General features: G+C 40.5%; 24 protein-coding genes, 5 tRNA genes and 1 riboswitch. Of the genes, 4 read left to right on the top strand and 25 right to left on the bottom strand.

What is annotated here, in order from left to right; translation table 11 throughout:
• The 13 genes from CSV75_RS09975 to CSV75_RS10035 form a co-directional block, all read right to left on the bottom strand.
• A complete protein-coding gene (locus CSV75_RS09975) occupies positions 1 to 1,620 on the bottom strand; it encodes a diguanylate cyclase (RefSeq protein WP_099675732.1) in 1,620 nt (539 codons plus the stop codon).
• A 125-nt stretch (positions 1,621 to 1,745) separates the two neighbouring features.
• Positions 1,746 to 3,095 carry a phosphoglucosamine mutase gene (gene glmM / locus CSV75_RS09980; RefSeq protein WP_099630574.1) on the bottom strand — a complete coding sequence of 450 codons (1,350 nt, stop codon included), beginning with the start codon at positions 3,093 to 3,095 and terminating at the stop codon, positions 1,746 to 1,748.
• Between the two features lie 52 nt (positions 3,096 to 3,147).
• A complete protein-coding gene (locus CSV75_RS09985; protein WP_099675733.1) occupies positions 3,148 to 4,128 on the bottom strand; it encodes a CdaR family protein in 981 nt (326 codons plus the stop codon).
• The gene (gene cdaA / locus CSV75_RS09990; protein WP_099675734.1) at positions 4,121 to 4,957 is read right to left on the bottom strand and encodes a diadenylate cyclase CdaA; all 837 of its coding nucleotides are present in this window, start codon (positions 4,955 to 4,957) and stop codon (positions 4,121 to 4,123) included. Before cdaA ends, CSV75_RS09985 begins: the two co-directional genes overlap by 8 nt.
• A 153-nt stretch (positions 4,958 to 5,110) precedes the next feature.
• The gene (locus tag CSV75_RS09995; RefSeq protein ID WP_099675735.1) at positions 5,111 to 5,746 is read right to left on the bottom strand and encodes an anti-sigma factor family protein; all 636 of its coding nucleotides are present in this window, start codon (positions 5,744 to 5,746) and stop codon (positions 5,111 to 5,113) included.
• A 12-nt stretch (positions 5,747 to 5,758) separates the two neighbouring features.
• Positions 5,759 to 6,322 carry an RNA polymerase sigma factor SigW gene (sigW, locus tag CSV75_RS10000; protein WP_099630570.1) on the bottom strand — a complete coding sequence of 188 codons (564 nt, stop codon included), beginning with the start codon at positions 6,320 to 6,322 and terminating at the stop codon, positions 5,759 to 5,761.
• A gap of 182 nt (positions 6,323 to 6,504) precedes the next feature.
• Positions 6,505 to 7,410: an arginase gene (gene rocF, locus CSV75_RS10005; protein ID WP_099675736.1), complete on the bottom strand. Its 906-nt coding sequence runs from the start codon at positions 7,408 to 7,410 to the stop codon at positions 6,505 to 6,507.
• Positions 7,411 to 7,455: 45 nt separating this feature from the next.
• Positions 7,456 to 9,546 (bottom strand): sensor domain-containing protein, encoded by a 2,091-nt coding sequence (locus CSV75_RS10010; protein WP_099675737.1) that lies wholly within the window; start codon positions 9,544 to 9,546, stop codon positions 7,456 to 7,458.
• Positions 9,547 to 9,812: 266 nt separating this feature from the next.
• Positions 9,813 to 9,887: transfer RNA gene (locus CSV75_RS10015), tRNA-Gln, on the bottom strand.
• A gap of 39 nt (positions 9,888 to 9,926) precedes the next feature.
• Positions 9,927 to 10,011: transfer RNA gene (locus CSV75_RS10020), tRNA-Tyr, on the bottom strand.
• A 39-nt stretch (positions 10,012 to 10,050) separates the two neighbouring features.
• Positions 10,051 to 10,125 (bottom strand) — tRNA-Glu (locus tag CSV75_RS10025).
• 13 nt (positions 10,126 to 10,138) lie between these two features.
• Positions 10,139 to 10,214: transfer RNA gene (locus CSV75_RS10030), tRNA-Thr, on the bottom strand.
• An 8-nt stretch (positions 10,215 to 10,222) separates the two neighbouring features.
• A tRNA-Asn gene (locus CSV75_RS10035) sits at positions 10,223 to 10,297 on the bottom strand.
• Between the two features lie 173 nt (positions 10,298 to 10,470).
• Here CSV75_RS10035 and CSV75_RS10040 point away from each other — a divergent pair.
• The gene (locus CSV75_RS10040; protein WP_099675738.1) at positions 10,471 to 11,136 is read left to right on the top strand and encodes a polysaccharide deacetylase family protein; all 666 of its coding nucleotides are present in this window, start codon (positions 10,471 to 10,473) and stop codon (positions 11,134 to 11,136) included.
• A 26-nt stretch (positions 11,137 to 11,162) separates the two neighbouring features.
• Here the strand turns inward: CSV75_RS10040 and CSV75_RS10045 are convergent, their stop codons facing one another.
• The gene (locus CSV75_RS10045; RefSeq protein WP_099675739.1) at positions 11,163 to 11,852 is read right to left on the bottom strand and encodes a KinB-signaling pathway activation protein; all 690 of its coding nucleotides are present in this window, start codon (positions 11,850 to 11,852) and stop codon (positions 11,163 to 11,165) included.
• A gap of 138 nt (positions 11,853 to 11,990) precedes the next feature.
• Between CSV75_RS10045 and gerD the strand changes: the two genes are divergently transcribed.
• Positions 11,991 to 12,578, top strand: coding sequence for a spore germination lipoprotein GerD (gene gerD / locus CSV75_RS10050; protein WP_099675740.1), 588 nt, complete (start codon positions 11,991 to 11,993; stop codon positions 12,576 to 12,578).
• A gap of 22 nt (positions 12,579 to 12,600) precedes the next feature.
• On the opposite strand, the gene CSV75_RS10055 is transcribed toward gerD, so the two are convergent.
• The 4 genes from CSV75_RS10055 to CSV75_RS10070 form a co-directional block, all read right to left on the bottom strand.
• Positions 12,601 to 13,659, bottom strand: a complete 1,059-nt coding sequence (locus tag CSV75_RS10055) for an Mrp/NBP35 family ATP-binding protein (RefSeq protein ID WP_099675741.1) — start codon at positions 13,657 to 13,659, stop codon at positions 12,601 to 12,603.
• Between the two features lie 76 nt (positions 13,660 to 13,735).
• Complete coding sequence (locus CSV75_RS10060; RefSeq protein ID WP_099675742.1) at positions 13,736 to 14,449, bottom strand: N-acetylmuramoyl-L-alanine amidase; 714 nt, start codon at positions 14,447 to 14,449, stop codon at positions 13,736 to 13,738.
• A gap of 400 nt (positions 14,450 to 14,849) precedes the next feature.
• Entirely contained in the window at positions 14,850 to 15,152 is a 303-nt protein-coding gene (locus CSV75_RS10065; RefSeq protein ID WP_099630562.1) for a rhodanese-like domain-containing protein, read from the bottom strand.
• A gap of 78 nt (positions 15,153 to 15,230) precedes the next feature.
• Positions 15,231 to 15,821, bottom strand: coding sequence for a hypothetical protein (locus CSV75_RS10070; protein ID WP_144034779.1), 591 nt, complete (start codon positions 15,819 to 15,821; stop codon positions 15,231 to 15,233).
• Positions 15,822 to 15,976: 155 nt separating this feature from the next.
• Between CSV75_RS10070 and hpaB the strand changes: the two genes are divergently transcribed.
• Positions 15,977 to 17,416: a 4-hydroxyphenylacetate 3-monooxygenase, oxygenase component gene (hpaB, locus tag CSV75_RS10075; RefSeq protein WP_099675744.1), complete on the top strand. Its 1,440-nt coding sequence runs from the start codon at positions 15,977 to 15,979 to the stop codon at positions 17,414 to 17,416.
• An 82-nt stretch (positions 17,417 to 17,498) separates the two neighbouring features.
• The gene (locus tag CSV75_RS10080) at positions 17,499 to 18,596 is read left to right on the top strand and encodes a nitric oxide synthase oxygenase (protein ID WP_199171351.1); all 1,098 of its coding nucleotides are present in this window, start codon (positions 17,499 to 17,501) and stop codon (positions 18,594 to 18,596) included.
• A gap of 43 nt (positions 18,597 to 18,639) precedes the next feature.
• Here the strand turns inward: CSV75_RS10080 and CSV75_RS10085 are convergent, their stop codons facing one another.
• From CSV75_RS10085 to ureE, 7 genes are all read right to left on the bottom strand, one after another.
• Positions 18,640 to 19,002, bottom strand: a complete 363-nt coding sequence (locus CSV75_RS10085; RefSeq protein ID WP_099675745.1) for a DUF3889 domain-containing protein — start codon at positions 19,000 to 19,002, stop codon at positions 18,640 to 18,642.
• 68 nt (positions 19,003 to 19,070) lie between these two features.
• Positions 19,071 to 19,766: a thiaminase II gene (gene tenA, locus CSV75_RS10090; RefSeq protein ID WP_099675746.1), complete on the bottom strand. Its 696-nt coding sequence runs from the start codon at positions 19,764 to 19,766 to the stop codon at positions 19,071 to 19,073.
• A 90-nt stretch (positions 19,767 to 19,856) separates the two neighbouring features.
• Positions 19,857 to 19,958: riboswitch (TPP riboswitch) on the bottom strand.
• Positions 19,959 to 20,123: 165 nt separating this feature from the next.
• Positions 20,124 to 20,561: a YheE family protein gene (locus CSV75_RS10095; protein ID WP_233191643.1), complete on the bottom strand. Its 438-nt coding sequence runs from the start codon at positions 20,559 to 20,561 to the stop codon at positions 20,124 to 20,126.
• A gap of 621 nt (positions 20,562 to 21,182) precedes the next feature.
• A complete protein-coding gene (locus CSV75_RS10100; protein ID WP_099675748.1) occupies positions 21,183 to 22,007 on the bottom strand; it encodes an urease accessory protein UreD in 825 nt (274 codons plus the stop codon).
• Positions 22,000 to 22,620 carry an urease accessory protein UreG gene (gene ureG, locus CSV75_RS10105; RefSeq protein ID WP_099675749.1) on the bottom strand — a complete coding sequence of 207 codons (621 nt, stop codon included), beginning with the start codon at positions 22,618 to 22,620 and terminating at the stop codon, positions 22,000 to 22,002. Before ureG ends, CSV75_RS10100 begins: the two co-directional genes overlap by 8 nt.
• A gap of 37 nt (positions 22,621 to 22,657) precedes the next feature.
• The gene (locus CSV75_RS10110) at positions 22,658 to 23,344 is read right to left on the bottom strand and encodes an urease accessory protein UreF (protein ID WP_099675750.1); all 687 of its coding nucleotides are present in this window, start codon (positions 23,342 to 23,344) and stop codon (positions 22,658 to 22,660) included.
• Positions 23,337 to 23,792: an urease accessory protein UreE gene (gene ureE / locus CSV75_RS10115; protein ID WP_099675751.1), complete on the bottom strand. Its 456-nt coding sequence runs from the start codon at positions 23,790 to 23,792 to the stop codon at positions 23,337 to 23,339. Before ureE ends, CSV75_RS10110 begins: the two co-directional genes overlap by 8 nt.
• Positions 23,793 to 23,796 lie beyond the last annotated feature (4 nt).

A 23,796-nucleotide genomic window follows, 5' to 3' on the forward strand; every position in this document is an offset into this window, starting at 1 on the left:
CTATTCTCTTTTATCAAATAAACGATTCGCTAACTTGTCAATTCTTCCGAGCACTTCCGACGGTTGAAAAGGTTTAATAATATAATCATCTGCTCCAAGCCAAAGCGCTGCTTTAATATCATTCGCACTTTTTCTAGCTGTCATCATGGAGACTGTGACGTTTGTTTTGGAATGGTCACTCTTTAATCGGCTCAACACTTCTAGACCGTCCATTTTTGGCATGACACCATCCAGTAATACGATGAAATAAGCATCCGGGCTGTACCAATCATCCTCCAGAAACGAAGGGCCATCAGCATATGTCTTAACTGTAATATCGATATCTGGGGATTTTAACTCCAGCAAGGTTTGCTGAAGAATTTGTCTGATGAATGAATCATCGTCAACGATAATCACAATCAATTTCCGTTTTACTACCCGTTTTCTCTGGTCGTAAATCACCGTTTGGTTTCTCCCTGAACGCTTCGCCTCATAAAGAGCTTGATCTGCAGCGGATATCATGTTTGCAGTATTTCCCTCATACGTCGCACTGCCCGCTGAAAAAGTTACTTGGAATGTCTCATCACCGGATGTGAATATAGTGTTATTGAATTTGGCTCGAATCCGCTCAACGGCATGCACAGTATCTTCTGCTTTACTATTACAAAATAATAAAGCGAACTCTTCCCCGCCATAACGACATACATAATCGCCCTCGCGTTTTTCCTCTTTGATGATTTCGCCAAACTTCCGTAGAACTTCATCACCTGCTGGATGACCATACAGATCATTTACTTGTTTAAAGTGATCCAAGTCTATTATGACCAGCGAGAAAACCGCTTCAGATTGATCGGCTTTTTTGGCCAACGTATTGATGGTCTCGTCGAAGTAACGTCGATTACCAACGCCTGTCAAACTATCTGTAATCATACTGCTACTAACCGCATGCTGACGCAATTGTCGATTGAACAAATAAGGAAAAAAGATATCCATATCAAAAGGTTTAGATATCAAATCCATAGCACCTCTTCGATACGTTTCAATCAGAATTTCTTTCGTTACTTCTTCACTTGAGATGGCTAAAGTCGTATTTTTTTGCCGCGCGGGTTCTGCAATTTGATCCAATACTTCAAAGCCTGTCATATCAGGCAACTTTGCATCTATGATTACAATACTTGGCCTCATAGAGTAAAATTGTTCAATTCCACGCTTTCCATTCAATGAAATAATGACTTGAGCCCCAAGCTTCTCAAGCAACTCTTTTAAATAGGATACGAACTCTAAATCTTGATCAATAATTAAAATAAACGTTTCTTGATCAAGACGGTTAACGTAGCGATCAGGTAATTGAAATTCTTCTTTTTTTACAGCAATAGTAGTATCAAAATGCGATCGAATACGATTCTTCAAATTTTCTAATGAAGAAACGGGTATTTTCTGATCATTGGAAGACGTCAGAATCTCCAATTGTGACGCACAAAAGAGAGACAACTGTTGCAATCCAATTGTACCGGATGTTCCCTTCAATTTATGAAGAAAGTAATATAACTCCCTTTCCGTTAAACTACCCCGCGCTTTCCACTCTTCAAAGATATTCTCTGTACGTTGTGCAAGCATTTTCTGATATTTTTTTTGACTCACTGTTTTCCTCTCCGTTCAGCGGAAGCATTCCCATTTCGTCCTGTACATCTGATTCCCCGGTATTCTACTTCTATAAAAAGAGAGCCGGTAATATAGAATTTCCTATTACCAGCCCATACGTATATTTACTCTAGACCCATTTCCTCTTTTACAACTTGTGATATCCGATCTGCATATTCTGCACATTGTGCTTCTGTTTCAGATTCGACCATTACACGAACGAGAGGCTCTGTCCCCGAAGGACGTACAAGTACTCTTCCCTGTCCGTTCATCTCTTTCTCCACCTCGTTAATAACTCCGACAATACGCATATTATCCATTACCGCATATTTATCCATTACACGAATATTAACAAGTTTCTGTGGATACACTTTCATTTCGCTAGCTAATTCAGAAAGTTTTTTACCTGTTTGCTGCATGATGTTCACAAGTTGCAATGCTGTCAGTAAGCCATCACCCGTTGTATTGTAATCCATGAAGATAATGTGGCCTGATTGCTCACCGCCAAGATTATAATGATTTTTACGCATCTCTTCTACGACATACCGATCGCCTACAGCGGTTTGGACACTCTTCATGCCAAATTCCTCTAGTGCTTTATAGAAACCTAGATTGCTCATCACAGTAGAGACGATAGTATCTGATTTTAATCTGCCTTTGCTATGTAAATATCGGGCTACAATGAACATAATTTGGTCACCGTCGACAATATTTCCTTTTTCATCCACTGCAATAAGTCGATCACCATCGCCATCGAATGCCAGTCCGATATCTGCACTTTTTTCTACTACAAGTGCTGCAAGTGCTTCAGGGTGTGTAGATCCAACGCCGTCATTAATATTCAATCCATTTGGAGAAGCCCCCATTGTAGTCAAGTCTGCGTCCAAATCTGCAAATACATGGGTTGCCAAGACCGAAGTCGCACCATGTGCGCAATCAAGCGCCACATGGATATTCTCAAAATCCTCATCGACAATTTGTTTCAGATATTGAATATACTTTTGACCACCTTCAAAGTATTCCGTTATAGTTCCAACATTTCCGCCAACTGGACGAGGTAATGTATCTTCTTCTGCATTTAGTAGCTGTTCGAATTCTTCTTCCTGTGCATCCGTTAATTTAAAGCCGGTTTCTCCAAAGAATTTAATTCCATTATCTTCAACCGGATTATGTGATGCTGAAATCATAACACCTGCTTGAGCGCTCATGACACGTGTTAAATAGGCTACGCCCGGTGTACTAATTACGCCTAATTTCATGACTTCCACACCAACAGACAATAGGCCTGCTATTAAGGCATTTTCAAGCATTAAACCAGAAATGCGTGTATCTCTTCCTACTAGTACTTCTGCTTTTTCTTCTGCATCTTTAGTGAATAAATATCCACCAATTCTGCCTAATTTAAATGCTAATTCAGGTGTCAGTTCTTCGTTCGCTACACCTCTGACGCCATCTGTTCCAAAATACTGTGTCATGTTGTATTCTTCCTTTCGATCTCATCTCAGTAGATCACGTTTGTTACGAGTCTTATGATTCTTTATTATCATCCGTCTTTTTCGATACGTCGGAAGTATCGCCTGAAACCTTCACCTGAATTTTCAATTTGGCAGGTGTCACTTTCGTAATTCCTTCAGGACTTTTTACATCTACTTCCACTTTGCCGGACTTATCTATTTTATCTATATCTAGTTCTACTGGAATTTCTTTAATTGCATCCACTATACTCTTAGGACCGTATATGCGAATGATTTGAACATCGGGTGCTGCACTTTCAATAGTTATTCCACTTGGAGATTGTCCTTTTTGTTGCAATTTCAACGGAACTTCACGACTATATTCCTGAATATCTACTTTGACCGTGACTTCCTCAGGATCCAACGCAAGGGATAGCTTATTCAAGTCGCGATCCAATACCCGAACACGTGATTTTTGCTCAAAAGGTTTATCTAGGCTACCGTCATTGGTAATAGAAACTTTTACGAAACTAATCGCATCCACCACACTCTTCGCACCTGTAACATTAATCGAAGAGGGTCGGACACCCATGCTTTTCACTTCATAACCTTCCGCTAGTAATCTCGTATTCATCTCTGGATCGACACGAAATGATTGAGTTACCTTTTCCTCAATATTTATAGTAACCGTTGCAGGATCAAGTCGAACATCCAGTTTATCTGATAAATTTTCTGCTTGTATACGTACGCTATGTTCACCAAGTGTCAAGTTTTGTAAATCTAATTTTAATGTAAAATCCTTTAACAATTTAGTAGTCTGTACAATTTGAGCGGGTCCTTCAATTGTCATATTGACCACGTCAGGTACTCCGGTTACTACTAAATTTTCCGTATCGTAATATACTTCCACGGGAACGTCTTGCATAAGATCGAACACATCGCCTATTGTATTACGACTGGATTGATTCTCCGCTTTTACAGAAAAAAACAACATAATTGCTAAAAACAAGGCAGTCAGTCGCAGAAACCAGGGGCTATCCATGAATTTATCCATTTTTTCTCTTCCCCCACTTCCATAGAGAAGTATCCGTTTGTCCTGTAGTGTTACCAAACCAGGAAATACGTAATAATTTTTCGAATTCCTCGATATCCAGCTTCCTGTTAATTTCCCCATCCGCAGCCAGACTTATGGCACCTGTTTCTTCTGATACGATGATGGTTACCGAATCAGTGACCTCACTTATTCCAAGCGCAGCACGATGTCGTGTACCTAGCTCTTTGGAAATAAACGGACTTTCCGACAATGGTAAATAACAACCCGCGGCAGCAATACGGTTTTTTGTCACAATGACTGCACCGTCATGCAGTGGAGTGTTTGGAATAAATATATTGATAAGAAGTTCGGAAGTAATATGTGAATTCATCGGGGTGCCTGTTTCGATATATTCACTAAGACCTGTTTCCTTCTCAATCGTAATGAGCGCACCAATACGTCGCTTTGCCATATAACTAACGGATTTGACGAATGCTTCAATCAAACGGTCACGTTCTTCTTCTTCCTGCATAGCAGTCCGCGCAAAGAGTCTGCCTCGTCCCAATTGCTCTAATGCTCGACGAAGTTCAGGTTGGAATATAATGATCGCGGCCAAAAACCCAAAACGAAGTACTTCTTCCATCATCCATTGAAGCGTTTTCAAACCGAGCCATTCTGTAATATAGCGAACGATTAAAATCACAAATATACCTTTTAGTAATTGGACAGCCTTTGTTCCCTTAATAATGGTAATTAATTTATAGAGTACGAACCAAACAAGAAGCACATCCACAATATTTTTTAGTATTTCTATTGGTGCTAACGTTGTTGCTTGCTCCAAACCCGGCATGTGCTTCCCCTACCTTTTAAGAAAGTTCTTATATATTTAGTATAACATAATTACCAACTAACATGGTCAACTAAAAGGTATCGTACCTCTGAATGAAAACCAAAAAAGTGATGCGTAAGCTCTCAAGACGCATCACTTTGAAAATCTATTTTATCATTCATTTTCAAGCTTTTGATCCTTCGATGCCGGGATAATTTCTTTTGCCATAGACTTCATCTTATACCATAACCAATCAAAGATCTCATTGATTTCTTCACTCGATCCCGTTATAACGGCTGTTGAAGCCATATACTTAGAACCCCTAATGACTGTGACATTACCATCGACTTCTCCCTCAATTCGAAGGTCTCCATTCTTCACAACAAGATCTCCAACAACCGTTTCTCCTGCCGGTACCACAACCGTTTCCCCTTCAACCACTAAATTAGGCTGTTTCGTAAATGAAAACTGCTGCTCATTTTCAAAACTCGAGAAGAAAGATGCACTCATCAGCAATAAAAACATCGCGGCCGCCACCATAAACGGGTGTTGACGAAACCACTTACTTGGACCTTTTTTAATTGTCTGTTTCGGCAATCTTGCAGTCACGCCATTGACAAATCCAGGGGGCGCTTCCACTATATCTACACCCTTAAATAAAGTAACAGTTTGCCCTAGTTCCTCAAACGTTTCTCTGCATTCTTCACATATTTTCAAATGTTCGTTCATAACTTGTTCATCCTCAATGGTGATATCACCATCTAGAAACGCATGTATATAATGGACAACATGTTTAGGACATTTTCCCATGAATCTAACCTCCTACATACTCCCCATTTGTTGCCGAAGTGCTTCTCGCCCTCGATGTACTCGTGTTTTCACTGTACCAAGTGGCATCTCCAAAATGTCAGCAATTTCCTGCAACTGTAGGTCTTCCATATATCGTAAAATAATAATCGTGCGGTATTTATCGGGCAGCCTGTTTACTTCATATTGAATACGATCTTTCATTTCCATCTTTTCTACTTCTTCTTCCGGTAATTTTTGCACTGCTGCAATTTGTGAATACATATCCAAGCCTTCAGTTCCTGGAATTGTAGCATCCAAGTAGTAATCGGGTTTTTTCTTACGAATGCGATCAATACACAAATTGGTCGCAATGCGGTACAACCAAGTAGAAAATTTCCGCTTTTGGTCATAGGTTTCCAAGTTTACATAAGCGCGCACAAAGGCTTCTTGCGCAATATCTTCTGCCTCTGCCGCGTTGTTTAACATTCGGTAGCACACTTGATATAGGCGGTGCTGAAAATGGATGACGATTTCCTCAAAAGCTTCCTGATTACCGTGTAAAACTTCTTTTACCCGTTTGTTAATTAATTCGTCCAATAGGCTTCACTCTCCGCTCTTATGCGGCTGTCCCTCTATATACGTTAGAAACTACATTTAGTTTCACTTTTTTCATTTAGTATGCTCATCTCTACTTTATCATTAATCTCGCCATCAGTGATAGTCATTTCCACAATAGGAAAAAGTGATCAAAACCTGCAGGCTTTAATCACTTCAATTAATTATAGTAGTTTTTCACCAAATAATGATCCCATCAATCCGACTGCTACATCAGCCGTCTTATTGTACTCGTCAAGTACAGGATTAACCTCAACAAATTCCGCGGATGTAATGACATTTGCATCTTCTAGTAATTCCATAGCTAAATGACTTTCGCGGTATGTGATCCCTCCTGGCACAGGCGTTCCTACCCCCGGTGTATATAACGGATCCAAACCGTCCAAATCCAATGACAAATGAACACCGTCTACTCGTCTTGAAGCAAAATATTCAAGTGTTTGTTGTATCACCGCTGACATTCCATAACGGTCGATTTCATGCATAGTAAATACTTTTACGCCTTTTTCTTTAATTATTTGTCTTTCACCAGGATCTACTGAGCGTGCTCCGATAATTACCACGTTTTGGGGATTGATTTTCGCTCCCTCACTATGCACATTCACCAACTGCTCATGCCCCAACCCCATACTAACCGCGAGCGGCATACCGTGGATATTTCCCGACGGAGATGTTTCGCTTGTATTCATATCTGCATGCGCATCGTACCAAATAACGCCAAGGTTTTTATAGTGTTCTCCCAATCCGGCAAGTGTCCCTATTGCGATACTATGATCTCCACCAAGCACCAGTGGAAACTTCTTGTTTTTTACAATAGCCGAAACTGTCGCGGCGAGCTTTTCGGCCGCTTCAGTCACTTCTGTTAAGTTCTTCAATCCTACTTCATTACACGATACATCATGAATAGGAGAAACAGAAATATTTCCTTCGTCCATTACGTGATGACCCAATGCCTGGAGACGATCTACCGCTCCTGCATATCGAATCGCACTTGGCCCCATATCCACTCCACGTCGGCTCTGACCTAAATCCACGGGTACCCCGATTAAAGAAATGTTTAATTTGCGCATGGCTAATCCTCCCACCTAATCTTCATATTTTCGACTAGAACGATATTATCCTATTTTTTTCGCATCTTCTAGTGACATCGGTCGGCCGAAATAATAGCCTTGTCCTTCGCGGCATCCTAAGTTGTAGAGCATTTTGGCCTGCTCTTGCAATTCTATTCCTTCTGCCACTACATTCAACCCTGCTGTATCGGCAAGAGTAACAATCGCTTTGACTATAGCCTGACTGTTTTCATTCTCCAATATATCCCGTACAAATGATCTATCAATTTTCAACGTATCAGCTGGGAGTTCTTTAATATAACTGAACGTACTATAACCTGTACCGAAGTCGTCAATCGCAACAGTAATCCCTTCGCTTCGAAGTCTTTGAATGGATTCTTTCATGCCTTCCGTATCCATAAATGAGCTTTCTGTCAATTCAAGCTCTAGCATCTCAGGCGGTACGCGATATTCTTTAATAATATTCAAAACGGTGTCAATAAAGCCTTCTTCTCTCATTTGAACTGTTGAGACATTCACAGCAAACCGGCATCTACCACCTGCTGCGAGTTCTATTTGTGCGCGTTTACACACTTCCCGTAAAATCCATTCTCCAAGTGGTATGATGATTTTCGTTTCCTCAGCGAGTGGAATGAATTTATCAGGCGGAATCACGCCTAAATCAGGATGTTTCCAACGAACCAGTGCTTCTACGCCAGTCAACTCACCGGTATCCAGTAGTACTTTCGGCTGGTACTCAAGATAAAAATGTTGTTGTTGCACACTTTTACGTAATTCATTTTCTAACAAAATTCGCTCTAATGACATCTTTGAAGTACCCGGCTTGTACATTTCCGTATCTCCGCCACCGTGTAACTTGACCTTACCTAATGCTAATGTAGCTTTAGTGACCAATTCGGAAGGCTGATTGGCGTGTTCAGGATAGATAGAAACACCGCAACTTATTGACAAGGTGTAGAATTGTTTTCCGACTTGAATAGGTTGTTCCAAAAAGATACGAATATCTTCCGCATGATTATAGAACTCTTCTTCGTCTTTCAATCCGGATATAATGAATGCAAATTCATCACCCGCAATACGAGCTAATAGACTTTCAGGACCGGTTCTCTTTTTCAATCGTTCTCCAACCATTGCCAATAAATAGTCTCCCGCTTCATGCCCCAGTAAATCATTTGCATAGCGTAGACGATCAATATTCATATGTACGAGAGCAAATACTTGCTTGCGTGTACGTGCTCTTTCAAATGCTAGTGCCATCTGTTCTCTAAAAGAATTTCGATTCATTAAGGAAGTTAGTTGATCATTGTAGACAAGATATTTGATTTTCTCGTCTGATTTCACACGTTCTGTAACATCTCGCATGACGACTAACAGCTTATCTTCATATTCAACTGTTTCTTTCACTTTATCAATTTTCGCTTCCATAATATGCAAACCCTTTTTACTATCTAAAAAAGAGTACTCTAAATTACATGCTTGGCGCTGATATCCCCCAAATTGCATAATTTTCTTTTTTACTTGTTGACGATTTTTCTTACAGATATAAGAAAAGAAGGAATTGGCATATAGTTCATTCACCGAATGTCCAAGAAGTTTCTGAAAAGAAGGGGATACGTAGTAAAACATCCCTTGTCGATCAATAATCGCAATATAGTCAGATGCATTGTCTGTAATAATTTCGTAAAGATCTGCATTTTTTCTTATCTCTAGCTCCATTTTCTTTCTCTCGGTAATATCATAACGAATTGCAATGTATTGGTAAGGTTTTCCTTTATCATTTAAAAATGCGACGATCGTTGTGTCTACCCAATACGTTGATCCATCCTTCGCACGATTACATATATCGCCACGCCAAGTATTGCCCGCCCCAATCGTTGACCACATGTCTTTGAAAAATGCTGCATCATGGTGACCTGAGTTTACAATACGTTGATTAGCACCAATTAATTCTTTTCTCGAGTATTTTGAAATTTTTTCAAAGTGTTCATTTGCATATTGGATCGTTCCTTTTGAGTCAGTAATTGCGACAATGGCAGCCTGTTCTAGTGTATAGGCAATATCACTAAGAACCTTTTGTAATTCCTTTTCACTACTAGACTCCACAAATGTATCCATACCGTTTAAAAATTCTTGCATTGCTATATCACAATCCCTATATCTGGTTATTTTTTCATTACTTATACAAGATAAATTACCTATACATGTTCCAAATTATTAAACAAGATAAACAAGATAAACAAGATATACAAGATAAACTACCTATACATGATACAATTTATTATACATGATAATTCCAATTATTCTATATGATTAAGTAATTGGACGACAAAAAAACCCTTTATCATTTTAAAATAATAAGGATTCGACATATTTACTATTAAATTGTAAGTGCATGGGTACAATGGCTGGGGTAGCTGGATTCGAACCAACGAGTGACGGAGTCAAAGTCCGTTGCCTTACCGCTTGGCTATACCCCAATGTATAGCTGACTATATTTGTCTTAAGGTAAAAAAACATGGTGGTGGGGGACGGATTCGAACCGCCGAACCCGGAGGGAGCGGATTTACAGTCCGCCGCGTTTAGCCACTTCGCTACCCCACCGTGTTAAATTTTTGCTAAGCTTTGCTTTAAATGAGTAAATGGTGACCCCTACGGGATTCGAACCCGTGATACCGCCGTGAAAGGGCGGTGTCTTAACCGCTTGACCAAGGGGCCATGAAAATGTTCATGGAGCTTCCAGCCGGACTCGAACCGGCGACTTCTTCCTTACCATGGAAGCACTCTACCTGCTGAGCTATGGAAGCATAAAAAATGGCTCCGCAGGTAAGACTCGAACTTACGACCGATCGGTTAACAGCCGATTGCTCTACCACTGAGCTACTGCGGAATAATAATATGTTTAGTACGCCTGACGACAAAAACCATTATAGCATGATTGCTAACTCTGTGCAACAAATACTTTTGAATCACTCAAGCTTTTTTAATTATAGTGGTCATAGTCATAGACGTCAAGGGTTTTTCATATAATAGTTTAGATTTCACATAATGAAGGAGATTGGCATGATAAAAAAATTTCTCTTCCTTTTTGTATTAACTGCAATATTCCTAGCTTTTATTCCCCAATTGACCAAGCCTTCTTCAACTTTGAAGGCAGTTTTCCGATTGACTGAACAACCTGCAGTAATAGTGAAAGGTACACAAGGTTCAGCATTGACCATTAATATTTCATTTGGTGAAAAAGAAGTGGAGGAACTTCTTGAAAATTTGTCGCAGCCCTATCCTTTATTGTTTATTGATAGTGACTGGGCTTCACGCTTCCCCCACATTACAGAACAGATTAAACAGCGATCTTTGCCTGTCGCATTACTTGGAACCGAAGGTCAACAATATGTGAGCAATCCCAAGCTTTTAAGCGAACAACTACAAACGTTTGAAGAGTTGTTTAGCACGCGTCCTCTTTGGTTCCGTACGACAGATGAAGAATTCCCTTTGACACTGCTGCAAGAATTGAGTGAAGCTGAAATAAACGCCTTGGGATCTACTATCCAGTGGTCTAGCGGTGCACTACCGAAGGCTTCTAAGGGAGAAATCATTGCCGTTCCATACACTCGTAATGAACACGTCGCCACGGCAGATGTAAAACGACTACTTGCCAGTCGTACTTTTCAATCCGTAGAGGATCTATTATTTCGGACAACTGTAAAAACAAAAAAAATTCCAAAATAAAAAACTGACAGGTGAAAAACCTCCTGTCAGTTTTTTTTTGATTTCTTTGCTTGTTTCTTCGTTTTTTTTCTATCACTTCTGCGTTTATCTAGCTTTTCTTTATCAATATCGGATTGTTTATTGTATTTAGGCAATACTAATAGTTGATACGCATTTACTGCGAGTAGCGGGAATAAAAGAATTGTTACCCATTCATCTTTGTTACCTGAAGTAACCATAAGCGCCGGCAACCATTCAAGCGTCGTGATAACAATCATGAAAAATAATGCAGAAATCAATGCATGTTTTTTCGTCCACTGTGCTTTGAAGTACGCTGTCACTACGGATACTGCGATTAAGGTAATCAGTAAGAAAATATACAGAAGCGTACGGCTCGTATCTGCTTTCGTTAATTGAAAACGGAAAAAGACTAAGTCAAACAGCACGACTACTATGATCAACAGTTGAACCCAGTTCCACAACGTGAGTGTACGGAACATATTCACACCAAACTGATGAACGGTCAAATAGGCAAAGAAGCCCATCTGCGCAACTACACTCATCGTAAACCCTAAGAAAATCATCCATAAAAAAGCACCAAGAAATTGCCATATCTCGCCTGCCTGTATGTATCCATAGAAAAAGTCCCACCGTACAATTAGACCGACAATGGCTGTAATCGCTCCACCAATTGCCATTGCGCGTAAGAAAAATTTTACCCAATTTCGTATTGTCACAGCACTGTTCCCCTTTTTATCATGTCTATCCTAGTGTATCAACGATCGACAAAAAAATCTATTTCATTGAACGATTCATGCATATTCCTCCTTATATTGTGAACAATAAATGAAAATACAAGTGGAAGGTTGAGTGGAATGAAAAAAATGGCAGTTCTTTTTCTATTCCTTCTATTTCTTACGGGTTGCAGCGGAAGTCATCAAGCAGCACCAAGCTATGATGAGATGAAAAAGATGATGACAGATGCAATCCAGACGGAAGACGGAAAAAAGGCACTCCGTAAATTGATGACTGATCCCGAGTTCAGGGAATTATTAGTACTTGAACAACCAGAAGTCAAACAGAGCATTGAGAATGTATTGCTTTCTAAAGAAGGAGAACGCTTTTGGAAAACGGCTTTTGAAGATCCTAAATTTACTGAATCCATTGCAAAGAGCATGAAAAAACAACAAGCAGATATCATGAAAGATTTGATGACTGATGCTTCTTTTCAAAAGGAATTGGAGAAGTTTTTTGGTCAACCTGACATGATGAAACAAATGGAGAACATCGTGAATTCCGCAACGTTGAAGAAGGAGATGGAGAAGGCCATAGAAGATACAATTAACAGCCCTTTAATGCAGGCGAAGTGGCAAGAACTCATCATGAAGGCTGGTAAAGGCGCTACGGGGGGATCTTCCAAGGATGGTGGTAAAGGACAAAAAACAGACGAAGAAGGAAAATAATTCTTTCTTCGTCTGTTACTCATTATTTTTTCGTTTTTTTGATTACTGTATCGGCAACGTCTAAATAGATTTTCCCTATCGGATGATCTTCCGCATAAACGGAAGGTGCAAAGTCCGTTTCGTTCCAGTCAGGTTGACCAAGTGGGATTTGGCCTAATAATTCTGTACGAAGTTCTTCAGAAAGACGAACACCGCCCCCTTGACCAAAGACATATTCTCTCTCGCCCGTTGCTTCCGATGCGAACCAAGACATATTTTCAATCACACCGAGTAGTTCATGTTCAGTCTGTAATGCCATCGCTCCCGCACGCGCTGCAACGAATGCCGCAGTTGGGTGTGGAGTAGTCACAACAATTTCTTTGGATGCCGGAATCATTTGGTGAATATCAAGCGCTACGTCACCTGTTCCAGGTGGTAAGTCGAGCAACAAGTAATCCAATTCGCCCCAGTCTACGTCACGGAAAAATTGATCCAACACTTTTCCAAGCATAGGTCCACGCCATACAACAGGTGCGTTATCTTCAACAAAGAAGCCCATTGAAATCACTTTTACGCCAAAACGTTCCACTGGCATGATACGATCTTCTCGGACTTCAGGCATTGCTGTAATCCCCATCATATCCGGAACACTGAATCCATAAATATCTGCATCGATTAAACCAACTTTTTTGCCACGTCTTGCTAAGGCTACTGCTAAGTTGACGGAGACAGTAGATTTCCCAACGCCACCTTTACCAGATGCAATCGAAATAAATTCAATATTGGATACAGGGGATAAGATATCTTGTGTTTCCGCTTCGGTAACTGTACCACGGAATTGCTCTAATACTTCTTTAGGCAACTCTTCAAATCGTATGCCTACAGAGTCTGCTCCTGCACCTTTCAACACTTCTACTATTTTTGATTGTAGCGTCAATTGCTCTCCGGTATTCACTTTCGCAATCGCGATTTTAACACTGACGTGTTCTTTCTCAGGTTTAATGGTGACACCCACAATACCATTCGTTTCTGCCAATGTTTTATGTAAAAACGGATCTTCCAATGCGCCAATCAATTCACGGACTTGTTGTTCATTAATCACATGTAACACTCCTTACTGAATTCATTCACTCCTTTTTAGTATATCATATTCCCTATTCACCCAACCGTCATATGCATTATTGCTCTTCAGCAAGTTGATATTTTACAATTCCATCTACAATCGCCGCGGCTACTTTTTTCTGGTACGATTTATTTGCCAACAACTTTCTTTCTTCCGGATTGGACAGGAAGCCCGTTTCTACTAATACAGCTGGAACCGGCACTTTTTTCAACAAGTAGACTCCTGTGATTTTCATCGCTTCCCGTTCGGTATTTTTCAACTGATCACGCAGTTCGTATTGGATGGACGTCGCTAGTTGCTTACCATCTGGGTGGCCGCCTGGATGATAAAATACTTGCGCCCCTCTCCAACGTTCTTCTGGAATCGCGTTAACGTGTACGCTGATAAACATGTCCGGCTTCGATTCTACTGCCATGCTTTCACGTAGTTTTAAGTCTGCAAACTTTCTGCTTCTCAATGAAGTAAACTTCTCGGATGGTGCATGTTCCGCAACTGCATCGCCGTTTTTCTCCCTAGTCATTTCAACAGTTGCTCCTTTTTTCTTCAATAGTTTACTTACTTCATGAGAAATGTTTAACGTAATATCTTTTTCAATGAGTTCACCTGCCGAAGCACCTCCGTCTTCCCCACCATGTCCAGGATCAATGAGAATGCTTACCCCACCGAGTTCTGAGGGCAGAAAAAAGCCACGATCGGATGCTTTGACGCCGTATAACACTCCACCTAATGAGAAAATGATTAGCATCACTGCCACAAGCCACTTTTTCATACAGACACCGCCTTTTTCTTTCACTATACGCTTGGACTTTTCAGGTTATGTCTATCTAGTACATGACTAGAAGTTTAGAGTAGATAATAGATTGGATAACAGGCGGCTACGAATTGGTATCTGCGAGGGCAAAGGCATCGTTGCACTAAGCTTAGGAAAATTATCAGGACTTCAATCCGATCTAGCTGATACCTTCTTCTCCCACCTCCCTTATACTTCTTTCCCTACATTAGAACTGTGAGATCCGTTAGCGAATAGCGTTTCTTTGGGAATACAGGCAAAGCGTTAAGCGTGTGTATTCCATGGAGTTAGCAAACGCTACTCCGTACGGATGAAAGTGCGCACAAAAAAGCCGTCGCAAGAAGTTTTTCACTTCTTACGACAGCTTTAGATTCGTGTATTATTTTGTTTGGCCTTCCCACGCTAGCATTCCGCCTACCATGTTTGTTACATCAAAGCCTTCGTCAGCCATAAGCTCTTGCGCACGGCCGCTTCTTCCGCCTGAACGGCAAACGAGAATGTAAGGTATTTCAGCATTCAAGTCATGCATTTCGACTGGCAGATTACCGAGGGCGATGTGTTCTGCGCCTGGAATCATACCTTCCGCTACCTCGTCATCCTCGCGTACATCGATGATATTCAATTCTTTACCACTTTCTAGTTGCTCTTGTACTTCTTTTGCAGTTAATTCTTTTAAAGTCATGAGTGATATCCTCCAAAGTGTTTAATGTACCCTTATTCTATCTTGCTAGGTTGAGCATTGTCTATTTAAATGAACTAATTAGTATTGCTGTAATTCTTTCGTAGTATGTCCACGGTTTTCCCATAATCTAGTCGTATCCGCTACTGCGACAATCGCAGGGATATAGCGCTCGGATTCTTTAATAGGCAGCTCCAGACGGGATATAAATGAGGACAGTTCCATCATGAAGTCACCGCCACTTACTTGCAAATTAAATACCAGTTCCGAGACTATTGCGTCTACATCCAATTGATCACCGAAATCCTCTTTTAACATATTTTTCACTAGTAATTGCTCGGGCGTTTCTTGTACATACTCCTCGTCAATGAAACACAATAATTCTTCTCTTACAGGTATATAATACGGCTTTCTAGCTGCGTTTTGTCTTAGGTTGTCCTTCTCGGCTTCTTCGATTGTCGCTTCAGCTACAAATTCGTTTGATTCAATATAGACGAAGCTCTCCTCTAGTTTCTCTTTCACTCGCTTAGTTTGCAAAAACCTTTCCACTTCATCCAATGAAATCTTCTCTTCATTTTGATCATTGTAAATCTCCATTACTTTTTCAATAGGCACAATCCCATATAGGTTTGTGCACGCCACAATATACTTCATTACCATTTCTTTATTCAATATACACACGCCTTTCGCTGATCTGGATACATTCCCTATGTACTCTTTCTGTATTGTATCAAAACTATTACCTATTGTTCTGCCTGAGAACATTTTGATCATCCTTGAAGGTTTCATAATATACTATACCAACTAGAAAATTCAGGAGGAATGGTATGGGTGCTATAAATGGCAACGAGTTTGTGCGTAGAATAAATGAGCAGGACGCGGAGATTTGGCTAGATGGACAGCAATTAAAAGGACCTATTTCTAAACATCCAGCCTTTAAAGGGCTTATTGAAACAAAGGCTTCTCTGTATGATTTACAATTATCACCTTCACATAAGGCTCGCATGACATACGCCTCACCAGTCACAAACGACCCAATTGGACTTTCTTACTTACAACCGAAAACCAAAATGGATTTGCAGAAACGAAGAGTTATGACAGAAGAATGGGCAAGACTTTCCTGTGGCTTACTTGGTAGAAGCCCAGATTACCTCAATACGGTGATCATGAGCTTTGCCTCTTCTTCCCCTCACTTGCTCGGCAAAGAAAACTGTTTTCCAGAACATATTCAAGCGCTTTATGAACGAGCACGAGAAGAAGATCTATCTTTTACTCATACCTTTATTACACCGCAGGTCAACCGATCGCAGAATGCCTTTAATACGTCAGATGAACCGATCTCTGCGAAGATTGTAGGCAAGACATCTGCAGGGCTCATCATTAAAGGAGCAAAGCTACTAGCCACACAGGGCGGCGTGACGGATGAAGTGTTGGTGTTCAGCACGCCTTCATTTCTTGGGGATCCTGATGAAGCTTTCGCCTTTTCCATTCCTTCCAGTACAGAAGGTTTACGTTTTCTTTGCAGGGAATCATTTGTAGGTGGGAATTCTACGTTTAATTACCCACTGAGTTCACGGTTTGAAGAGATGGATGCTATAGTTGTTTTCGATAATGTTCTCGTCCCATGGAAGCGTGTATTCTTTCATCACAATAAGGAAGTAGCTTCAGAATTTTTCTCAATGAGTTCATTTCATCCATTTGCTACCCATCAAGTCATTACGAGACAGATCGTCAAGACGGAGTTCATGTTAAATTTGGCAGAGCAACTCGTCCAAACGATTAATATAGCGGAATATCTCCACATTCAAGAGAAATTGTCTGAAATAATTATAGGGCTCGAAACGATGAAAGCCTTGCGAGATAAATCCGAAGCCGATGCATTACCCGATCAATGGGGTTATATGTGTCCAAGTGCGATACCACTTCAAATAGCTAGCAATATTTTCCCCAAAGTCTATCCGCGTTTTAGTGAAATCATTCAGCTAATTGGAGCGAGTGGAATGGTTGCGCTACCTACCGATAAGGATTTCCATTCGGCTATTCAACCTGATCTCACAAAGTACCTACAAGGTGCTACGAAAACCGCGTTAGAACGTGTACAACTATTTCGATTGGCTTGGGATTTGACGATGAGTTCGTTCGGCACAAGACAAACGCAATATGAACGGTATTTCTTCGGTGATCCAGTTCGCTTATCAGGTCATCTATACCGATCCTATCCAAAAGACGCAGGACAAGAAATGATACACCGGTTACTCTCAGATTAAATGAAAAGTCAGTAATTTGCCGAAATTATGTCAGCTCATCGTATTTGCCAGATGCTACACTTTGTATATGGAGTTGATGATTATGGTGCTATCTGTAAATAGAATTAAGCTATTTCAAGAAGCAGTCCGGTTTATTCACAGTTGTTATGACGAACTAGGACTTTCTCAAGAAGAACAAATCAAGCGCGTGAAGGAAATTGAAGAAGAGATTATCCAAACGGGAACGTACACCCATACAGAATCCGAACTGATACAAGGCGCGAAAATGGCTTGGCGAAACAGTAATCACTGTATCGGCCGATTGTTGTGGGAAACATTGGAGGTATTTGACGAACGACAAGTCACTACTGCTGAAGTAGCATTTGAAAAATTGAAGCATCACGTGGATTATGCAACGAATGATGGAGATATTCGCTCAACGATTACAGTCTTCGCTCCGCGAGCGCAAGATAAAGACCCCCTAAGGATCTGGAATCATCAATTAGTTCGTTATGCTGGATACAAGGAAGGTCCCACAATCATTGGTGACTCTACATCCATTGAAATGACTAAGTTATGTGAAAGCCTTGGTTGGCAAGGAGCCAAAACACCTTTTGATGTATTACCGCTTGTCATTCAAGAGTATGGGAAATTTCCGCGGCTTTTTGAATTGCCAAAGTCGTCAGTAAAAGAGGTACCTATCAGTCATCCCGAAATCAAAGGAATTTCTGAGTTGCACACAAAATGGTATGCTGTTCCGATCATTTCCAATATGCGTCTTGATATCGGTGGAATTGAATATCCCATGGCACCATTTAACGGCTGGTATATGGGTACGGAAATTGGAGCGCGTAATCTTGCAGATGCGGATCGTTATAATCTTTTGCCGTCTGTCGCCAAACTGATGGGGCTCAACACAAAATCCAATCGATCTCTTTGGATAGACAAAGCACTTGTAGAGTTGAATATAGCCGTTCTACATTCCTATCAGCAAGAAGGCGTCACACTTGTTGATCATCATACCGCAGCTAAACAATTCAAATCGTTCGAAAAGAAAGAGCAAAGTGCAGGAAGAAAAGTGACAGGTAACTGGGTATGGCTCATTCCACCACTATCACCCGCCGCTACCCATGTCTATCACAAACGGTTTGCCAATGACATTATAACTCCCAATTTCTTTTATCAAAAAGATCCCGAATAAACCAACGCCCCTGCACCATGTTATATGGTCTAGGGGCATTGGCTTATTGAACAGGTATTTCTTGAAAGTTAATGCGAATAAATTGACCCGTTTCAGCTGAATATGTGACAGTCACTATCACACCGAATTCTCGTTCTTCCTCTTTTAACCAAAGCTGAAACTTTTCCACACTCGTCACGTTCTTTGAGTCGGTTGCGATATGCAAATAATCCTTGATTTCTGCACGAGGATATTTGAGCATCGTTTGCTTGATCGCAAGCCTCGACCACTTAGCGTATGCCGGTACTTCTACCTTACTAAGAGTGGCAACCGGCGCCTCGCTAGTGCCCGTCGCGCTTGTCATTATCATCCCAAGCGCAAAGATTATTTTCGCAAAGATAGCACGCACCTCCTTTTGGAATAGCATGCGCTGTTTATATCCATTCAATTCTAATTAATAACATTCAACTTAAATAGTCGCACGTTTTTTTTATATTAATTTGTAATCATCTGTCCTTCATGCATACCGGGCCACATTTGCTTCGTGTAGGCCATGTCCCAGAACATATACTCATATCGAGTCGTATTAAGGAAGATCTCCTCTAACCTCACTAATTCTGATTCAGGCTTGCCTCCTGCAGTTTCATCCATTAATTCTAAGCACCAAGTAGCCAACTCGCCAAAGTCTTCCGATGAATACATGCGAATCCAGTCACCATACAATGGATGTTCCAGCGCACCAGGCAATTCCGAAAGCTCTTTGCCAATCTCCCAGTAGCTCCACGCACACGGCAATAATGCAGCGACAACTTCCGCTAGAGAGCCGTTTTGACTTACATGTAGCATATAGTGCGTGTACGCTAGAACAATTGGAGACGGCTGAGCATTCTCGAGCTCTTCCTCGGTAATGCCAAAGCGTGCTGCATATTGACGGTGAAGTTCCATTTCAGTGTGTAGTGTACCGTTAAGCAATGCAGCAAATTTACCCATCGTCTCTACATCCGTAGCCTTCATCGTGCCCACAGCAAACACTTTCGCGTAGTCAATTAAATACAAATAGTCTTGCACCATATAAAAACGAAACTTCTCCTGATCCAACAGACCATTTCCAATCTCCTGTACAAACGGGTGACTATGATTCTGTCTCCAAATCGGTAATGTCTTCTCTAATAAACGTTCTGTAAACTTCATGTATACTCTCCCCTTTTTCGTAATAAATGAAAAAGCCACTTCTTGACTAGAAGTGGCGGAGAGACATCACAGAGCACAGAAATAAGCTAAGTAACATCTGCACCACTTCCTTACGCCGGTATGAACCGGATCAAGTTAAAGGGTTAAAGCATATGCTTCTCTCAGCTCCACAGAGCACCCCTAGCGGTAACAACTATTTCATTTGTATATTCTATTGTAGACTTACTTTATCAGAAAGGTCAAACGAATTGAGATTACACGTAGCCTACATACAACACAGCAATTGGCAGCAGACCTTAAATTGGTCTTACTCAATCGAATACGTTTATTCCACAAACTTCACGCAGTGTCAGTTTGTTATTCTAGATGTTCTTTTAGCTTTTTCTCAACATCTTCTTCTATTTTTTTTACGCGCTCTTCTTCTAGTTTACGTCGTGGTTTAGGATGATACCATTCAATTTTCCCATTAATGAATGTACCTTTAAATTCTTCGCCTTGAATCTTCAATTTAAATGACTGAAGTGGTCGAGTTTGACTTCCGCTATTCGATTGTTCGATCTCAATATTATCCGCTTCATTTCGAATCCCTTGCTCGGATAAAAGTTCCAAAACTTTATCCTCTATAGCAATTACTTCCTCTTCGCCAACATCATGTTTGGGATGTGGATTAAGCCATTGAATTTTACCGTCATGATAGTCACCTTTATAATTACGACCTTCTAAGATGAGCTTAAACTGAATTCGCTCGTACTGCCTGTCTTCAAAAACTTTTTCTGCTTCAAAGTCATCTACCACAGGGAACACCTCCAAAAATAGTATAAAGCCTCTTTTTATAAAATGGCTCATCTTACGTTATCCATAACTACTAATTCAAGCCTTCTAGCCTGAAGTTTAATTACCCATCATTCCTGCTCACGTATAAATCCTTTAAAAAAATTTAAACTCTAATATAACTTAGCAATAGGTTGTTGTCAAATCCATTAATATTCTACTATGCTTTATATCATTCGAATATACGGTCCAAACACCGTAAATCGTAGCGAACTTACTCCCCGTACACTCTATTACATCTTCACTCACTACCAGGCAGAAGATCAACTTCACACATGTGTCACAACTTTATTGCAGCCTTTAATAATTACCGTGAGTGTTGAACCAATACACGCAAAGACTGCTATACATTCTATTGACTTGACGGACATGGTTAATCCTATGAAGGACACACCACGTATGTATAATAATACCCCATTTTTTGTGTTTCAATCATTTGAACAGTGACATAGTTGTTTGAACAAACTACATAATATATTCGGAATAACTTAGCTCTCTTTATTACTTTCCGTACATATTAATTTCTGCAGTACTAGCATAACGGACAGAAAATGCCCAACAACTCATTGAATTGTCGGGCCATTTCTAGTACTTCCTTAAAAAACTTGGTTTCGTTTGATTCCATTCTTCGCTAATTACGTGGTGGCAGACTGAAATAATTCGCTCTATGACTTGTGTATAGTTTGCCAAGATGCGTATAGTGAAGCCAGGAACGGCAAGCTTAGACAATCCGAATGCAAATTCTCCAGCCTCTTGTTGAAGAGTTTCATATAATCGATCCAATAGAGCATCATTCGTTTTTTCTCCAACGACAATTAAGGAACCCAAATGTGTGTATCCTTCCATAAAGCCTAACTCATTCATATTTTGTGACGCTGGATGAAGTTTTATATGGTCAAAGACAACAAGTTGACCTCCCATATAAATCTCGGTTTTCAAACGGAGCATGTCATAGCTGAATTTTTCTCCTTCCGGCGACCAGCCCGGAGTCAATATTTCGGCATACAGCAAAGTTGCTCCTTTTTCCATGTATATACTATTTTTCTGATAGCAACTGGCATCTTTGTATGCAATAAGCGCATCCGGTAAGTACTCTAGATAACTATCTTTTTTCATACGAATGACTGTCTCTTGATATACTTGCTCGGTCGGTGTTCTATATACTTTCGTCGCTGACTGGGTCGTCAACGTCAGCATCGCTCGTTCACCAAGGGTGACTTTCATTTGATACCGATCCCCATCTAAATAGCCACCGCCAGGATTCAATAAATAATAGCATGGATAACTATTCTTATTAAAATAGACAGGACGCATCACTTTAAATGCACCTTGAAAGTAAACACTTTTCGCCACGGAGCGTCCTTGTCGATTTTCCATGACGAGGTCAAGAACACCTGTCCATTCAGACATCTTGTCCTAGTCCTTTTAACAAAGCGTGTTTTCTGATCCATTCAACCACTTCATCTAGTCCTTGATCATCTTTTAAATTGGTGAAAAAGAAAGGTTTATTTCCTCTAAATACTTTTGTGTCGGACTCCATTACTTCAAGACTCGCCCCGACATATGGCGCTAAATCTGTTTTGTTAATAATAAACAAATCAGATTTAATCATTCCTTGTCCACCTTTGCGCGGGATTTTTTCACCTTGCGCTACGTCAATTATATATATAGAAAAGTCTACGAGTTCTGGACTGAACGTAGCCGCTAGGTTATCACCGCCACTCTCTACAAAAATCAACTCGAGGTCGGAATGTTTTTCTTTCAATTCATTAATCGCAGCGAAATTCATCGAAGCATCTTCACGAATTGCCGTATGTGGACAGCCTCCTGTTTCCACACCGACAATACGGTCTTCCGGAAGAATACCGTTCGCAACTAAGAATTTGGCATCTTCTTTCGTATATATATCATTGGTAATAACCGCCATACTCACTTCGCCATCTAATGCGCGTGTAATTTTTTCAACGAGCATGGTTTTTCCCGCACCAACTGGTCCGCCGACACCTATTTTAATTGGTCCCATTCTAAGCACATCCTTATTATCAATTTCATTACATTCATTACGAACTAAAAATACGTATCCCGACACGTTCATGTTGCATTTGTGAAAGCTCGAGGCCTGGCGATACAACGCCAAACTCTTCTTCGTCTAATTCCATTATTTTGTCTGTCGTTTGCTGAAGTTGTTGTTGAAAAGTGTAAATGATTTTCTGTCCAGCAGTTTGTCCAAGCGGGATTGCCCGTACAGCATTTTGCACAAGACTAACAACCGTCGAGTATAAGTAATATAAAACCGTTGTATTCTTTTCTACTTGAAGATGATGTCCGATCATCGTAAAAACAATGGCTGGATGGCCAAAAGCTTGTTTATCACGAATTTTTTGGGCGTAAGTAGTTAACACAGGTATTTTGTAAATGGCTTCTGCAATGTTTAACATCCTATCACCCATACGCTGTGTACCATCACGTGATTCGCGAGCAAGATTCTGTACAGTCAATATGCGGTCCAATTCCCAAACCTTATCCAGGTCATCGATATCCAGTGCATCATAAGTGAGTCTTACAGCTAAGCCGTCTGCATAAGCAAGCTGTTCATGCACATAGACATGTAACCATTCAGAAAATGTGTTAGCATCGGTAACCTTGTTTTTTTGAATATAGGTTTCTAATCCGAATGATTGACTAAAAGAGCCGATGGGAAAACTAGAATCGCATAGCTGTAACAAGGATAATGCATGATTAGTCATGGCTATGCCCAATATGACGGAAAGCCTTTGCAACTTTTCGTTCTTCTCTCTTAAATGGAATATCCATTTCCTGTAGCAAATCCTCAACTAAATAATCATATTGCACAAGCATATCCTCTTCTTCAAATTGCGCAGGCAAATGACGATTTCCAAGTTGATGGGCAATCGTTCCCATTTCAAGCATTGTCCGCGGGCTAATAACAAGTAAATCATCAGAAAGGACATCAACCAAAATAATATTCTTATCATCCATAAACAGAATGTCTCCCGCTTCCAAATCACGCGGGTTTCTTAATCGAATTCCAATTTCACGTCCATGATCGGTTTCTACGCGTTGAATTCTCTTCATTAAATGTGCGCTTTCTAAGTACACTTTCTCTTTATGACGGCTTTCATACTCACTTGGATCTAAATCCCTGATATTCATCACGATTTCTTCTACAATCATTTTC

It is taken from the genome of Sporosarcina sp. P18a (assembly GCF_002743135.1).
Lineage (GTDB): Bacteria > Bacillota > Bacilli > Bacillales_A > Planococcaceae > Sporosarcina.

Bases quoted from the DNA above. Each gene is read 5' to 3' on its own strand.
- ureG (WP_099675749.1), bottom strand. From the start codon at position 22,620: ATGGGACCAATTAAAATAGGTGTCGGCGGACCAGTTGGTGCGGGAAAA.
- CSV75_RS10065 (WP_099630562.1), bottom strand. From the start codon at position 15,152: ATGACTTTAAAAGAATTAACTGCAAAAGAAGTACAAGAGCAACTAGAA.
- CSV75_RS10110 (WP_099675750.1), bottom strand. From the start codon at position 23,344: ATGACTAATCATGCATTATCCTTGTTACAGCTATGCGATTCTAGTTTT.
- CSV75_RS10060 (WP_099675742.1), bottom strand. From the start codon at position 14,449: ATGAAAAAGTGGCTTGTGGCAGTGATGCTAATCATTTTCTCATTAGGT.
- gerD (WP_099675740.1), top strand. From the start codon at position 11,991: ATGAAAAAAATGGCAGTTCTTTTTCTATTCCTTCTATTTCTTACGGGT.
- glmM (WP_099630574.1), bottom strand. From the start codon at position 3,095: ATGACACAGTATTTTGGAACAGATGGCGTCAGAGGTGTAGCGAACGAA.
- CSV75_RS10040 (WP_099675738.1), top strand. From the start codon at position 10,471: ATGATAAAAAAATTTCTCTTCCTTTTTGTATTAACTGCAATATTCCTA.
- CSV75_RS10010 (WP_099675737.1), bottom strand. From the start codon at position 9,546: ATGCAAGAATTTTTAAACGGTATGGATACATTTGTGGAGTCTAGTAGT.
- ureE (WP_099675751.1), bottom strand. From the start codon at position 23,792: ATGATTGTAGAAGAAATCGTGATGAATATCAGGGATTTAGATCCAAGT.
- rocF (WP_099675736.1), bottom strand. From the start codon at position 7,410: ATGCGCAAATTAAACATTTCTTTAATCGGGGTACCCGTGGATTTAGGT.
- CSV75_RS10100 (WP_099675748.1), bottom strand. From the start codon at position 22,007: ATGTCTGAATGGACAGGTGTTCTTGACCTCGTCATGGAAAATCGACAA.
- CSV75_RS10085 (WP_099675745.1), bottom strand. From the start codon at position 19,002: ATGCTATTCCAAAAGGAGGTGCGTGCTATCTTTGCGAAAATAATCTTT.
- CSV75_RS09985 (WP_099675733.1), bottom strand. From the start codon at position 4,128: ATGGATAAATTCATGGATAGCCCCTGGTTTCTGCGACTGACTGCCTTG.
- hpaB (WP_099675744.1), top strand. From the start codon at position 15,977: ATGGGTGCTATAAATGGCAACGAGTTTGTGCGTAGAATAAATGAGCAG.
- cdaA (WP_099675734.1), bottom strand. From the start codon at position 4,957: ATGCCGGGTTTGGAGCAAGCAACAACGTTAGCACCAATAGAAATACTA.
- CSV75_RS10080 (WP_199171351.1), top strand. From the start codon at position 17,499: ATGGTGCTATCTGTAAATAGAATTAAGCTATTTCAAGAAGCAGTCCGG.
- tenA (WP_099675746.1), bottom strand. From the start codon at position 19,766: ATGAAGTTTACAGAACGTTTATTAGAGAAGACATTACCGATTTGGAGA.
- CSV75_RS09995 (WP_099675735.1), bottom strand. From the start codon at position 5,746: ATGGGAAAATGTCCTAAACATGTTGTCCATTATATACATGCGTTTCTA.